The following is a 14,416-nucleotide window of genomic DNA, read 5'->3' on the forward strand; positions in this document are numbered from 1 at the left end:
TTCATGGCGGGGAAAGCGACTGCGGAGGAAAAGGAAGCAAAACCATTGCGTCACGGCTATACAACCGGTTCATGCGCCACGGCAGCCACCAAAGCGGCGCTGACCGCCCTGATCACGCAGCAAGAACAGCGCGAGGCGACGATCCGTCTGCCGATCGGACAGGACGTCAGCTTCCAGACGGAAAGCTGCGAGTTTGATGCCGTTTCCGCGACAGCAGGAATTATCAAGGACGGCGGGGATGACCCCGATGCGACCCACGGCGCTTTGATCGTCAGTACGGTGAGCTGGCTGGACGAACCGGGGATCGTGCTGGACGGCGGAATCGGCGTGGGCCGCGTCACCAAGCCGGGCCTGCCTGTCCCCATCGGTGAAGCTGCGATCAATCCGGTCCCGCGCAAAATGATCAGGGAGACCGCGCAGGCCGTCCTGGATGAGCACGGGATCGAGCGGGGGATCAAAATCGTCATTTCCGTACCGGCTGGCGAGGAAATCGCCAAAAAGACCTTGAACGGCCGGCTTGGCATCATCGGGGGCATCTCCATCCTGGGTACGCGCGGCATCGTCGTGCCGTTTTCCACGTCCGCCTACAAGGCCAGCGTCGCCCAGGCGATCAACGTCGCGCAGAAGATGGGCTGCCGCCACATCGTGCTTTCCACGGGAGGCAAAAGCGAGCAGTTTGGCATGACGCAGTATCCGGAGCTGCCCGAGGAAGCATTCGTGGAGATGGGCGATTTTGTCGGCTTTGCGCTCAAGCAATGCAAGCTCAAGGGCATCGAAAAGGTGACGCTGGTGGGCATGATGGGGAAATTCTCCAAGGTGGCGCAGGGCGTCATGATGGTCCATTCCAAAAGCGCTCCCGTCGACTTCGGCTTTCTGGCCCAGCTCGTCCGGGAGGCGGGTGCACCGGAAGCGTTGGTCGAGGAGGCGCGGGGAGCCAATACCGCTTCCCAGGTAGGGGACATGATGGCAGAATACCCCCTCTTTTTTGAAAAGCTGTGCGAAAGCTGCTCGCGGGCAGGACTTCGCGAGGTTGGCGGGGGCATGGAGATCGAGACCATGCTGATCACGATGAAAGGAACCCTGTTGGGGAAGGTGACGGTTCATGACACAGGCAATGAAGGTGATTGGAATCGGAGATGACGGTACGCAAAGCCTGCTGCCGTTGTACCGGACGTGGATAGAGGAAAGCGAGCTGCTCGTGGGGGGAGAACGGCATCTCTCCTTTTTTCCCGATTATCCGGGGGAAAAGCTGGTTTTAAAAGGCGGCCTGACCGCCATGGTCGAGCAATTGCGCGAGGAGAAGCGGAAAACGGTCATCCTTGCCTCCGGGGACCCGCTGTTCTACGGAATCGGCAGCCTGCTCGCGAAAAAATTGCAGGTGGAGATTTATCCGCATCTCAGCTCGATCCAGCTTGCTTTTGCCAGGATGGGAGAGGCGTGGCAGGATGCCGCGTTTCTCAGCGTTCACGGGCGCAGCATCAAGGGTCTGGCCCAGCGGATCGACGGCAAGGAAAAAGTGGCCCTCCTGACCGATCAGGAAAACAATCCGGCTGCGATTGCCCGCTACCTGCTCTCGTTTGGCATGAACGAGTACGACGCCTTCGTCGGGGAAAATCTCGGCAGCGCCGGGGAGCGGACAGGCTGGTACTCGCTGGAGGAGATGGCGGACGGGGGTTTCGCAGATCTGAACGTGGTCATTTTGCGCAAACGCAGACAGGGCCCGATATGGCCGCTCGGCATCGCCGATGAGCAATTTTCCCAGCGCAAGCCCGACAAGGGGCTGATCACGAAAAAGGAAGTGCGTATTCTGAGCATCGCGCAGCTGCAGCTCCACGCCAAAAGCATCGTGTGGGACATCGGCACCTGCACCGGTTCGGTGGCAATTGAGGCAGCACGCATCGCCCGCGAAGGGGAAGTGTACGCGGTCGAGAAAAATGCGGACGATCTGGCCAACTGCCGGGAAAACATGGCCAAGTTCCGCACCGATTTTACCGTTGTGCACGCCAAGGCTCCGGAAGGACTCGACCAGTTCCCCGACCCGGATGCGGTGTTTATCGGAGGGAGCGGCGGCGAGCTTCGCGAGCTGCTCGGCATTTGCTGCAGCCGGCTCAGGCCAAATGGCCGCATCGTGGTCAACGCCGCGACGATCGAGACGTTGTACGAAGCGACGCAGGCATTCGCTGCGGAAGGCTTTGAGACATCGGTTACGCTGGCGCAGCTTTCGCGCAGCAAGCCGATTTTGTCAATGACAAGGTTTGAGGGATTGAACCCGATTTATATCATTACCGCCTGGGCCAAGCAGGAGGACAAGCAAGGAGGAGACAGCCAGTGAGCACCATCGGAACACTGTACGGCATCGGAGTCGGTCCGGGAGACCCGGAATTGATCACGGTCAAGGCATTTCGCCTTTTGCAGCAATCGCCAGTCGTCGCCTATCCAAAGAAACGGATGGGCAGCAAAAGCTACGCGCACCAAATCGCGGAGCTGTACGTCAAGCCTTCGCCGGACAAGGAAATGCTCGGCCTCGTTTTTCCGATGACCAAGGACAAGGACATTTTGGAGCGGGAGTGGAACAACACTGCCGACATCGTCTGGGAGCGGCTTCGCGAAGGGAAGGATGTCGCCTTTGTCACAGAGGGAGACCCGCTGTTTTACAGCACATTCATTCACATGATGCGCGTCATGAAGGAGAAATACCCGGAGGTTCCGGTCGTGTCGGTGCCGGGCATTTCGTCCTTTCTCGGCGCGGCAGCCCGCCTCAATCTGCCGCTCGCGGACGGCGATGAACAGATCGGAATCATTCCGGCTACAGAAGACCGCGAAGCGATGCGCAAAGCGATTGAAGAGCACGACTGCGTCATTTTCTTGAAGGTAGCCAAAGTGCTGCCAATGATCATCGGGCTGCTCAAAGAGCTGGACTTGGTCGATCATGCCGCAGTGGCAACCAAAGTCACCTCCTCGGAGGAAATGATCTGGACCAATGTCCGCGAGCTGGAGCGGGCAGAGCTTGGCTATCTCACGCTGATGGTGGTGAAAAAGGGATGAAACTGTACATAGTTGGCGCAGGACCGGGAGACCCGGATTTGATCACGGTAAAAGGCTTGAAGCTGCTGCAATCGGCAGATGTCGTCCTGTACACGGATTCGCTTGTAAACGACGAGCTGGTCGCAAAGGCGAAGCCGGGGGCAGAAGTTTTGCAAAGCTCGGGGATGGCGCTGGAAGAGATGGTGGGACTGCTCGTCGACCGCATCCGCCAGGGAAAAACGGTCGTGCGTCTGCACACCGGCGATCCGTCCGTGTACGGAGCGACGATGGAACAAATCGCACTGCTGAAAGAAGCGGGCATTGAGGTGGAGATCGTCCCAGGCGTCAGCTCCGTCTTCGCGGCGGCAGCGGCAGTCGGAGCGGAACTGACTATCCCTGAGCTGACCCAGACGTTGATCCTGACCCGTGCAGAGGGACGGACGCCTGTGCCGGAGCGGGAAAAGCTGCGGGCGCTGGCTGAGCATCACTGCACCATCGCGCTTTTCCTGAGCGCGACGTTGACCAAAAAGGTGGTCCGCGAGCTGACGGAGGCAGGCTGGAGTCTGGATACGCCAGTCGCTGTGGTGCAGCGCGCAAGCTGGCCGGATCAGATCATCGTGCGGACGACGCTGAGGAACCTGGATGAGGATATGGGCAAGAACGGCATCCGCTCCCACGCGATGATTTTGGCCGGCTGGGCGCTGGACCCCGACATCCACGCCAAAAGCGAGCAGCATCGCTCCAAGCTGTACGATAAAACCTTTACGCACGGGTACAGAAAAGGTGTGAAAGAAGGATGAACATCGAGCTGACCGAAGGAGAAATCCCGGCGATCCGGCAGAGAGGCGAGTACGCCATCGTCGCCATCACCAAGCACGGCGTCGAGATGGCCCGCAACCTTCACCAGACCTTTCCCGGATGCGACCTGTACTACATGAGCAAGTTTGCCAAAGGAGACGAGGAAGCCAGAGGCATCCAGATGTTCAACAACAGCGTGCGGATGCTGTTTCCCGCTCTTTGGCCTGCTTACAAAGGACTGATTCTGATCATTTCCCTCGGGGCCGTGATCAGGATGATCGCCCCCATCTTGCAGGACAAAAAAACAGACCCCGGGGTCGTCGTCATAGACGACAGAGGAGAAAACGTGATCAGCGTGCTGTCGGGGCATCTGGGCGGCGCCAACGAGCTGGCCCGGGAAGTGGCTGCTGTACTGGGCGCAAATCCGGTCATCACCACGGCTTCCGACGTGCAGAAGACGATTCCCGTTGATCTGTTTGGCCGCCGCTTCGGCTGGGAGTGGGAGTCGGACGAAAAATTGACGCCGGTCAGCGCCTCGGTCGTCAACGAGGAAAAGGTCGCTGTCGTCGTAGAGTCGGGCGAGCGCAACTGGTGGATGCATGATACGCCGATGCCCCCGTCCATCCACGTGTTCGATACGATTTCGGAAGCGCTTGCTGCCGAGCCGCACGGCGCTTTGGTCGTCACCCACAGAATCCTGTCTTCGGAGGAAGAGGCCATTTTGGAAAACGGCGTTCTGTACAGGCCCAAGGTGATCGTGCTCGGGATGGGCTGCAACCGCGGCACCTCCGCCGATGAAATCGAGTCGGTGATCAAGGAAACGCTGGCTGAGCTTCGCTTCTCCATCAAGAGCGTAAAGGCTCTGGCCACGATCGAGCTGAAAAAGGATGAAGAGGGACTCATAGAGGTTTGCAGCAAATACGGCTGGCCGTTCGTCTGGTATTCCCCGGAGGAGCTGAACACGGTGAAGCTGGAGGAGCCGTCCGAGACCGTGTACAAGTTTACTGGCGCGTATGGCGTCAGCGAACCGGCCGCGAAGCTGTATGCGGGCGTCGACCAGCTCGTGCTGACGAAGAAAAAGTCGGGCAACGTGACCATTTCCGTCGCCCTGATGCCGTATGGCGGGGAGGGAAGACCATGAGCAAGAGCCGTCGTCTCGTCATTGCGGGTACGGGAAGCGGGGCGGGAAAAACGACCGTGACCATCGGCCTGATGGCCGCCCTGAAGCGCAAAGGCCATGTCGTACAGGGCTTCAAATGCGGACCAGACTACATCGATCCGACGTACCATACAGCCGTGACCGGGCGGGTTTCCCGCAATCTGGACAGCTGGATGCTGGATCATCATACGATGAAAGAAATCTTTGCCCGGGGCAGCCGGGGTGCCGACATTTCCATCATTGAAGGCGTCATGGGCATGTACGACGGCAAGGACCCGACAAATGACAAGGGGAGCACGGCGGAAATCAGTATCCTGACCCAATCTCCGGTCCTTTTGGTTATAGGTGCGCAGAGCATGGCCCGGAGTGCCGCGGCGATCGTCAAAGGCTTTCAAATGCTGAACCGGGAGGCCCGCATCGTCGGGGTAATCGCCAACAAGGTCGGCAGCGAAGGGCATTTCAAGATCGTCAAAACAGCGATCGAGCAGGAGTGCGGCGTCCCCGTCGTGGGCTATTTGAAGCGGGAGAGCGATCTGGAGATTCCGGAGCGTCACCTCGGCCTGGTGCCTTCCGTCGAGCGCGGCGAGCTGGCCCCGCTGTTTGAGAGGCTTGCCGACCTGATCGCGGAGACAGTCGACGTGGCCCGCATTTGGGAGCTGGCCCAGGCTGAGGAGCTTGTGGTGGAGCCACGGATGTTTGGTTCCGTTTCCAGCCAATCCCCGCGGGTGAAGATCGCCGTCGCCAAAGACCCGGCGTTTCATTTCTACTATCCGGAGAATTTTGAATTGTTGGAAGCGTACGGAGCCCGGCTCCACTACTTTTCTCCGCTTGCCGGAGAGACTGTGCCGCCTGATGCCGACGGACTTTACATCGGCGGAGGCTTTCCGGAGGAGTTTGCCGCGGAGCTGTCGGAAAACACAGCCGTACTGGAATCGTTTCGGAATGCCATCCGCTCCGGCTTGCCTACGCTCGCTGAATGCGGCGGGTTCATGTATTTGACTGAGGCGATCGTGACGACCGACGGCAGCGTCTACCCGATGGCCGGTTTGATCCCGGGAAAGGTATCGATGCAAAAGCGCCTGGCTGCTCTCGGCTACCGCGAAGTCACCGGAAAAGCGGGCAACTTCCTGATCGGACCGGACGAGCAGGCGAAAGGGCATGAATTCCACTACTCGACTTTCGCAGCCGACGAGGAACTGCCGCATGCCTACGAAACAAAAGGGCTGCGCGGCACCAAGCCGGAAGGGTACGCACAAGACAATCTCGTCGCGGGCTACACCCACCTGCACTTTGCCTCCAATCCGGCATTGGCGAAGCGTTGGGTGGAGCGGTGCCTGGAGGTGAAGAGGCGTGGCTGATCATGGAGCTTTTGACCGCAGCGGAACTAAGTCTGCAGGCAGCGGCATGCCTGGCGCGAATGGAGCCGGAGTTGCAAACAGCGCAGCTCGCGAAACCGTTCAAACAGCGCCTGCCAGCCTCCCGGGGAACGCTCCGGCTCCGGCAAAGGAGAAAAAATCCCAAGCCCTGCCGCTGATGATCCAGGGAACCAGCTCCGACGCCGGGAAAAGCGTGATCGCGACAGCGTTTTGCCGCATTTTCGCCCAGGACGGATACCGGACAGCACCGTTCAAATCGCAAAACATGGCGCTCAATTCGTACGTGACCATAGACGGCAAGGAGATCGGACGGGCGCAGGGCGTTCAGGCCGAGGCGGCAGGCATCGCCGCCACGACAGATATGAATCCGATTCTGATCAAGCCAACCCGGGATGCGGAATCCCAGATCGTGGTCAACGGCGAGCCGTACGGCAACATGAAAGCGATGGCCTACCGGACCGAGTTTTACGACCAGGGCTTGCGCGTGATCGAAGACGCTTATCAAAGACTGGCCACATCCTATGACCGGATTGTCATCGAGGGAGCAGGCAGTCCGGCGGAAGTGAACCTGAATGACCGCGAGCTTGTCAACATGCGGGTTGCCCGGCTGGTGAACGCGCCAGTCATTCTCGTCGCCGACATCGAGCGCGGCGGCGTGTTCGCCAGTCTCGTCGGAACGCTCCAACTGCTGGAGCCGCAGGATCGCGAGCGGGTGATCGGGGTGATCATCAACCGGTTCCGCGGCGATCTGTCGCTCCTGCAGCCGGGGCTGGACTGGTTTGAACGCTATACAGGCAAGCCGGTGCTCGGCGTCGTTCCGTTTATTCCCGACCTGTGGATCGATGCGGAGGATTCGCTGATTCTGCACCGCTATCAGGGGCAGGCGGAAAAGACGAGGGAGATTGACATCGCGGTCATCCGCTATCCCCGCATCTCGAATTTTACCGACATTGATCCGTTTTTCGTGGAGCCGGATTGCCGCGTCCGCTTTGTCACCCGCACGGAAGAGCTGGGCGAGCCTGACCTGGTCATTTTGCCGGGGAGCAAGAATACACTGGAAGATTTGCTGTTTTTGAGAAAGACCGGGCTGGAGCAGTCGATTCTGGATTTGCACCGGGCTGGACGCAGCTTTTTGGCGGGAATTTGCGGCGGGTACCAGATGCTGGGGAGCGTGATTTACGATCCGGCAGGGGTGGAGTCTCCACTGAAATCAGCAGCCGGCATGGGGCTGATTCCGATGGAAACGACGATGGAGCAGCGCAAAACGACCGTTTTGTCGAGGGGAGTCGCCGCTTTTGCCGGAGAGAAGATCCCTCTGGATGGTTACGAAATTCACATGGGCCGCTCTGTTTTTACCGGACAGGCATCTCCATTTATCCGGTTGGAGGATCGCACGGACGGCTATTGCGATGAGGAGCGCCGTGTGCTTGGCACGTATTTTCACGGGTTGTTTCACAGCGATCCGCTTCGGATGCGCCTGCTCAATGCGCTTCGCAAAAGAAAGGGACTGGCTCCGATCACGGAGCGGCCTTCTTTCGTGGCGTTGAGAGAGCGAGGATTCGATTTGATCGCAGATACCGTCAGGAGCCATGTGCGTCTGGACATCATCGAAGAGCAGATGAGAGCTTTTCAGGGGAGTGAGTGCGTAAATGAACACAGCAGATTGGAAGAACAAGCTGGCACAGGTACAACCGCGAAATGAGGAGGCAGCGCAGCAGGCAAGCAGGCATGTGAATCAACTGACGAAGCCGCTCGGCAGCCTGGGCAGACTGGAGAGCTTGGCTGTGGAGCTGGCTGCGATGACAGGGGAGCCCTTTCCGGCGGTCACTCCGCCCGGCGTCCTTGTGTTTGCCGCCGATCATGGCGTGGCGGCAGAGGGGGTCTCTGCGTATCCGCAGGAAGTGACTGCACAGATGGTAGCCAATTTCGCACACGGAGGGGCAGCCATCAATGTATTTTCCAGGCAGATCGGCGCCCTGCTACACGTCGTCGATGTCGGCGTCGCAGTCGATGTGGATGCTCCCGGCGTTTGGACGAAGAAAGTTCGGCCCGGTACAGCCAGCTTTTTGCGCGAGCGGGCGATGACTCGCGAGGAAGCGGAGCAGTGCGTGCAGATAGGATTTGAAAGCGCCGAGGCGATCATCGACGAGGGGGCAAAGCTGTTGATCGTCGGTGAGATGGGCATCGGCAATACGACCGCCAGCAGCGCTCTGCTCGCTGCCTTGACGGGAGCGGAGCAGGATGAGCTGGTCGGACGCGGAACGGGAGTCTCCGACGAGAAATGGCAAAAGAAAAAAGCGGTGGTGAAAGAAGCGCTTTCCCTGCATCAGCCTGACGCGGGCGATCCGCTCGACGCGCTCTCCAAAGTAGGCGGCCTGGAGATCGGCTCGATGGCCGGAGCCATCCTTTGCGCGGCATCAAGACGAGTCCCGGTCCTGCTTGACGGCTTCATTTCGACCGTCGCTGCCTTGCTCGCCGTTCGCCTCTGCCCGGTTTCTGCCGAGTACCTTTTGGGCGGACATCGCTCACAGGAGCCGGGCCATGCGTTTGCTCTGCAAACACTTGGAAAGGAGCCGCTTGTGGACCTTGGCCTGAGGCTTGGGGAAGGCAGCGGAGCGGCGGTCGCGTTTCCGATCGTCGAGGCGGCGACGCGGATGCTGCGGGAGATGGCTACGTTTGATGAGGCGGGGGTGAGCAGCGAGTGAGCAAGACTGGCCGCGTTTACCTCGTAGGAGCGGGTCCCGGCGACCCGAAGCTGATTACCGTAAAAGGTCTGGAGTGCTTGCAGCAGGCAGATGTGGTGATTTACGACCGGCTGGCAAACCCGGCTCTGTTGGAGCACGCCCCGGACGATGCTGAGCGCATCTACTGCGGCAAGCTTCCGGACAACCACACGATGCGGCAGGAGGCGATCAACGCCTTGCTGGCAGAAAAGGCGCTGGAAGGCAAGACGGTCGTCCGGCTGAAGGGCGGCGATCCGTGCGTATTCGGCAGAGTGGGCGAGGAAGCGGAGCATCTGGCGCAGCTCGGCATTCCGTTCGAGATCGTTCCCGGCGTGACAGCGGGCATTGCTGTTCCGGCTTACGCGGGCATTCCGGTGACACATAGGGAGTACGGATCGTCATTTGCAGTGGTCACCGGGCATTTGCGCGAGGGCAGAGCGGAAACGGCGGAAGCAGAAGACGCACAGGACGCCGTCAGCGACAAGTGGCAGGCGCTGGCGAAAGGCATCGATACCGTAGCCTTCTACATGGGAGTGGGCAATCTCCCGTTCATCCGCAAACAGCTGATCGCCCACGGCCGCGCCCCGGAAACGCCTGTCGCCGTGATCGCCTGGGGAACGATGCCCGAGCAGACGACCGTGACCGGCACGCTGGCCGACATCGAAGAACGACTGGCGGCAGGTCCGCACATCTCCAACCCGGCGATTATCCTCGTTGGCGACGTCGTCAACATGCGAGAGAAGATCAACTGGTTTGAGCGGATGGAGTGAGGGATATGCGCCTCTATCCGATGATGGCCAAGCTGCAGGGCAAGCGCTGCCTCGTCGTCGGCGGCGGTCAGGTGGCAGAGCGGAAGATCGGCAGTCTGCTCGCTGCCGGAGCGGATGTGGCCGTAGTGAGTCCGTCGTGCTCCCAAGCAGTTGAAGAATGGGCAGGGGCAGGTAGTCTTGTCCTGTTTCGCCGGCCGTTTTCTCCGGAAGACGTACGGGAAGCGGTGATCGTAATTGCGGCGACGAACGATCCGGCTGTCAATCTGGCCGTGTATCAAGCCTGCGGTCCTCACCAATGGGTGAACGTCGTCGACAGGCCGGATTTGTGCAGCTTTACCGTTCCTTCCGTTGTCGAGCGGGGAGATTTGCAGATCGCCATCTCGACAGGCGGGCACAATCCGGGATTGGCCAAGAAGCTGCGCCGGCAGGTGGAGACGCAGTTCGGTCCCGAATACGTGGAATATACGGCGTTTCTTGGAGCGATGCGCAGCCGCGTGCTGGCTCTGTCGCTGGACGAAATGCGCAAGCGCGAGCTGCTCTCGGAATTGCTGGATGATCGCTTCCTGCACTGGACGAGAACAGGAGAGCGGGAGCGAAGGGACCTCGAGGCAGAGAAATTAATCGAACAAACGAGATGGACCGGCGCCTGAATGGCGGCCGGTTTTTTTATTGCAGGGACAGGAAACTTTTTACAGTCCGCTCCGTCTTCTCCAACAAGGGCTAGAAAATCCGCCATATTGTAAAGGAGAGACATTTTCATGAGAAGCCGATTCCTTGGATTTTGTTTGGCGTTCCTGTCGCTTTTCTTTTTGCAAGCATGCTCAGAAAAGAGCGAGGATACAAAGAGCATCTTGTACGAAAACACTACCCATCATTTTACGCTGCAGCTTCCAAAAAGCTGGGAAGGGAAATACGAGGTGACAGAGACGGAAAACCAGATCATCTTTTCCAGCAAAGCAAACCAGCCCGGCGGCATTCTGTGCGAAGTCAGAGTCTGGAGCCAGGAAGAATGGAAGCAGGACGGCGAGGAATTGACGACGGTCATTCACTTGGAGAAAATCGGCGAGACGGATGACAAGGTATACTCGTTCAGCACGCCGACCGATGTGCAATGGATTTTGGGCGATGCCGAGAAGGAGCGGGAATACCAGGCGATGTTTGCCGAGGTATCGGGGATCAAAGCGTCTTTTAAGATTAAGGAATAGCGGTGTGCAGAACATTTTTTTAGTTCGCTCTCGTTCTGTTGGCTGTCTGGTCCACGAAGAATCGCTGAAAACAAGCTTGGAGCGAAGAATGAATGAATAAAGAAGCATTATCATGAGAAATGTGAGATTTGTATGTTGCTAGTGAGATTAAGTAATGGTTAATACCCATCTATAGAGAATAAGTATTCTAAGAAAACACGGCGACCTTTCCCGGTGGAATACCGAGTAGTGGTCGCCGTATATATTTTTCTACCAGTCTAATTGGCTGTATTTTAAACACATAAGTATGCTTGTCTACTAGCTTCTGTCTTGTATCCCAGAAATCAAAAACTTATTTTTAATAATCTGTGTGGACAAAAGTATAGTACCCGCCATTTGGAGACAGGCCCCAAGCATTTTTTTTCGATAGGAGACCATCCGGGTCTGTCAAGATTTTTGTGTAAACTCAATCAACCAATATATGAAAAGGTTTCATCCCCCTAATTGGGACATCTTTTTCGGAGCCAATAGAGTCAAGGGCGAAAGGCGAAGCGAACCCTTGACGCGTTGGTGGAGAGAAAGATAATCCCTTCGGGGATGAAGCCTTTCATTTGTTAACGGATGTACGGCTGTACCCGATCTTCAAAGAAAACGGATAGCTGTAAGAGAATCTGGCCCCAGTTCTGAACTCGTCCCGTCCACTTTCGTAGAACATCCATGGTTACGAGATATAACATCTTCAAAAGGGCATCATCTGTGGGAAACATGGCTTTTCCTTTTGTCACCTTTCGAAGCTGTCGATGATAACTCTCGATCACGTTAGTTGTATAAATCAGCTTTCGAATCTCTGGAGGATATTTAAAGAAAGTGGCAATCTCGTCCCAGTTATTCCGCCAGGAACGAACCATCAAGGGATATCTACTGCCCCAGGTTTGTTCAAACTGATCGAGTTCTTCCAACGCGGCTTGCTCCGTTGGAGCCTTGTAGATAGGTTTTAGCTCGGACGTGATCTTTTTGAGATCCTTATAGGAAACATACTTGATGGAATTTCGGATTTGATGGATAACACATTTCTGAATCTCCGTCTTCGGATAACATGCAGAGATGGCTTCTGTAAAGCCACGAAGATTATCGACGCTTGTAATGAGAATATCCTGGACTCCACGATTTTTCAGTTCGTTGAGGACATGCAGCCAGAATTTTGCCGATTCATTCTCCCCAATCCAGATCCCAAGCACATCTTTATGACCGTCAAGGTCAATACCAATGACCATATAGGCGGCTTTATTGACGATAGCTCCGTCCTGTTTTACCTTAAAGTGAATGGCGTCAAGGAAAACAACAGCATAAACCGCTTGCAAGGGGCGATTTTGCCACTCTTTGATCATCGGTACAATCTTATTCGTTACATTTGATATGAGCGTTGGTGAGACTTCGATGCCATAGAGCTGCTGCAGATGGTCTTGGATATCGCGTGTGGATACGCCTTTGGCATAGAGAGCAAGAATTTGATCTTCGATCCCTGTAACATTGGATTGATGTTTCTTTACAATGTTTGGTTCAAAATCACCCTCTCGATCTCGAGGGACTTGGATGTCGACATCCCCGTACTCAGAACGGACGGTTTTCTTGCTATACCCATTGCGACTGTTGGTTGTCCGCTTGTTTTTCATGTCATGCTTGGCGTATCCAAGAGAGGACTCGATTTCAGCTTCCAGCATTTCTTGGATTGTGTCTGCGAATAGATCCTTTAACGCTGACTGTACGTCGTCCACTGACTTCATGTTTTTCTCTTTGATCCACTGCTTGATCTGCTCTTTTGACATCATAAAAATCTCCCAACCTTTCTACTCCTAATTGTAGTTTAGAGGTTGAGAGTTTACACAAAATATTTTACAGACTCGACCATCCCAATTAGAATATTTATATAGTACTCCTTCAGTTTTCTTGAATCTGGGTACGAATGCGATATATCCTCTTTCTCCCAAAGCTAAGTTAAAGGTATAGTGATCAGTAGATGAATAGGTTTTTTGCCAAGTAAAGGAGGCTCCGGCAGAAATCGCGTCTTTTTCTGCACCTACAGAAGCGCTGAAAGAGTGACTGACTTGTGCTGATACAGTCTTACCAAGGGAACATCCACCAGTTGATGTGCATTTAATTCCATCAGTAACTTGTATCCAATCTCTACTCCACTCAGTTGAATTTGTGGTTTCAGTATAGGTGTAGTATTCGCGATAATCAGCTGCAGGATTTATCGTATTAGCTTTATTATTTGTAGGGATTGTTCTCTGGTTGTTTTGGGTGTGTAAATCCGTTGTATTAGATATATATTCCTCTTTGGTCATTGGTACTAAATAGCCACCAACCTCTTTTAGTGGGGTGATAAGCAGACCGGTTGATGGGTCGATAAAAGCATTTTCTCTGTTAATTTCTTGATAAGCTCTGTTTTCCTTACCACTTGCTGCTACTACTGAAGAAGATAAGACCAATAGACTTAGTGTGCAACTAATACCAAGAGACAAAAATTTCAGAATCCTTTTCATTTAATACCCTCATTTACCAATTTATTCAAATTATACTATTAAAAGTTAAAAATGGAACAGCTATTTTTTGTCATTTGCGGATTCAACATAATAGTAGATCCCGCTATTTTTATCAATAGAAGGCTGGACCTTACTTCCGTTTTTAAGGCTGATTCTATTCTCGATAGTACTTGTAACTCCAAGGTAAACGTAGAAGGTTTTCTTTGATTGAGTATTAATTTCACATGTTATAGCAGGTGATGCGGTTTCATTCAGACGTTTTACTAATACAGGATCGTTCTCTCTATACCATGCGAATTGTCCATCTTTTTTGCTTAAACTTGCAACACCAACTATCGTTCCTTCGGGTACATTTTGCTTAAAAATAAGTAGTGTTTCGCCGTCTGTTTCTACTGTTGACAACAAATCACTTTCATTAATACTTTCTAGTTTAATACCATTTTGAATTGCGGCATCGGGTGAAGAAAACCACATTAAACTATCTTTACTACCTAATGAACAACCAGAAAGGATAACAAATATCATTAATACAAGCATCAAATACCTCATAATACTCTTCTCCCTTCTTCCAAAGTGTTGTGTCTGCGACTTTATTACAAAGCAGGAATGTATCAGTTTTTTACAATCGAATATAAAAACAGAAAATGGATGCAGCAAACATTCATCAGCAAAGACTCGTTTATACAATAGGCTCGGGAAGCTTCTTTATTCGCAGTCATTGGGGAAATAATGGCTAGTTAGAAATTCGGGAGGAGATAACGGGATTAACTGATTTTCAGATAGGGAATCAAATTGTTTTTTTAAAATATACCATTATAAAGTATGGAAAAAAAGGGTAA

14 protein-coding genes are annotated in these 14,416 nt (G+C 54.6%); 11 read left to right on the forward strand and 3 right to left on the reverse strand.

Annotation, left to right across the window (positions count from 1 at the left end; genetic code table 11):
* Positions 1-3 precede the first annotated feature (3 nt).
* The 11 genes from NSQ24_RS07000 to NSQ24_RS07050 all read left to right on the forward strand — a co-directional run bounded on the left by NSQ24_RS07000 (position 4) and on the right by NSQ24_RS07050 (position 11,055).
* Positions 4-1,140, forward strand: coding sequence for a cobalt-precorrin-5B (C(1))-methyltransferase (locus NSQ24_RS07000; RefSeq protein WP_024983473.1), 1,137 nt, complete (start codon positions 4-6; stop codon positions 1,138-1,140).
* Positions 1,103-2,332 (forward strand): precorrin-6y C5,15-methyltransferase (decarboxylating) subunit CbiE, encoded by a 1,230-nt coding sequence (gene cbiE, locus NSQ24_RS07005; RefSeq protein WP_122958624.1) that lies wholly within the window; start codon positions 1,103-1,105, stop codon positions 2,330-2,332. The genes NSQ24_RS07000 and cbiE overlap by 38 nt, the downstream gene beginning before the upstream one ends.
* Entirely contained in the window at positions 2,329-3,045 is a 717-nt protein-coding gene (cobI, locus tag NSQ24_RS07010; RefSeq protein WP_003388108.1) for a precorrin-2 C(20)-methyltransferase, read from the forward strand. Before cbiE ends, cobI begins: the two co-directional genes overlap by 4 nt.
* Entirely contained in the window at positions 3,042-3,824 is a 783-nt protein-coding gene (gene cobM / locus NSQ24_RS07015) for a precorrin-4 C(11)-methyltransferase (protein ID WP_003388106.1), read from the forward strand. Before cobI ends, cobM begins: the two co-directional genes overlap by 4 nt.
* Positions 3,821-4,963, forward strand: coding sequence for a cobalamin biosynthesis protein (locus NSQ24_RS07020; protein ID WP_122958625.1), 1,143 nt, complete (start codon positions 3,821-3,823; stop codon positions 4,961-4,963). Before cobM ends, NSQ24_RS07020 begins: the two co-directional genes overlap by 4 nt.
* Positions 4,960-6,339 carry a cobyrinate a,c-diamide synthase gene (locus NSQ24_RS07025; protein WP_031932194.1) on the forward strand — a complete coding sequence of 460 codons (1,380 nt, stop codon included), beginning with the start codon at positions 4,960-4,962 and terminating at the stop codon, positions 6,337-6,339. Before NSQ24_RS07020 ends, NSQ24_RS07025 begins: the two co-directional genes overlap by 4 nt.
* 175 nt (positions 6,340-6,514) lie before the next feature.
* Positions 6,515-8,059, forward strand: a complete 1,545-nt coding sequence (locus tag NSQ24_RS07030) for a cobyric acid synthase (protein WP_228006889.1) — start codon at positions 6,515-6,517, stop codon at positions 8,057-8,059.
* Positions 8,007-9,062 carry a nicotinate-nucleotide--dimethylbenzimidazole phosphoribosyltransferase gene (cobT, locus tag NSQ24_RS07035; RefSeq protein WP_339167512.1) on the forward strand — a complete coding sequence of 352 codons (1,056 nt, stop codon included), beginning with the start codon at positions 8,007-8,009 and terminating at the stop codon, positions 9,060-9,062. Before NSQ24_RS07030 ends, cobT begins: the two co-directional genes overlap by 53 nt.
* On the forward strand, positions 9,059-9,850 hold the full coding sequence (gene cobA / locus NSQ24_RS07040; protein ID WP_003388100.1) for a uroporphyrinogen-III C-methyltransferase: 792 nt from the start codon (positions 9,059-9,061) through the stop codon (positions 9,848-9,850). Before cobT ends, cobA begins: the two co-directional genes overlap by 4 nt.
* A 5-nt stretch (positions 9,851-9,855) precedes the next feature.
* Complete coding sequence (locus tag NSQ24_RS07045; RefSeq protein WP_003388099.1) at positions 9,856-10,500, forward strand: bifunctional precorrin-2 dehydrogenase/sirohydrochlorin ferrochelatase; 645 nt, start codon at positions 9,856-9,858, stop codon at positions 10,498-10,500.
* Between the two features lie 108 nt (positions 10,501-10,608).
* Positions 10,609-11,055, forward strand: a complete 447-nt coding sequence (locus tag NSQ24_RS07050) for a hypothetical protein (RefSeq protein WP_024983466.1) — start codon at positions 10,609-10,611, stop codon at positions 11,053-11,055.
* 593 nt (positions 11,056-11,648) lie between these two features.
* Here NSQ24_RS07050 and NSQ24_RS07055 read toward each other — a convergent pair.
* The 3 genes from NSQ24_RS07055 to NSQ24_RS07065 are packed head-to-tail and all read right to left on the reverse strand — an operon-like array spanning position 11,649 to position 14,126.
* Positions 11,649-12,863: an IS256 family transposase gene (locus NSQ24_RS07055; protein ID WP_251247396.1), complete on the reverse strand. Its 1,215-nt coding sequence runs from the start codon at positions 12,861-12,863 to the stop codon at positions 11,649-11,651.
* A gap of 24 nt (positions 12,864-12,887) precedes the next feature.
* Positions 12,888-13,577, reverse strand: coding sequence for a hypothetical protein (locus tag NSQ24_RS07060; RefSeq protein ID WP_279041626.1), 690 nt, complete (start codon positions 13,575-13,577; stop codon positions 12,888-12,890).
* 60 nt (positions 13,578-13,637) lie between these two features.
* Positions 13,638-14,126: a hypothetical protein gene (locus tag NSQ24_RS07065; RefSeq protein ID WP_024983464.1), complete on the reverse strand. Its 489-nt coding sequence runs from the start codon at positions 14,124-14,126 to the stop codon at positions 13,638-13,640.
* Positions 14,127-14,416 lie beyond the last annotated feature (290 nt).

The sequence above is a fragment of the Brevibacillus sp. FSL L8-0520 genome (assembly GCF_037963895.1).
Lineage (GTDB): Bacteria > Bacillota > Bacilli > Brevibacillales > Brevibacillaceae > Brevibacillus > Brevibacillus borstelensis.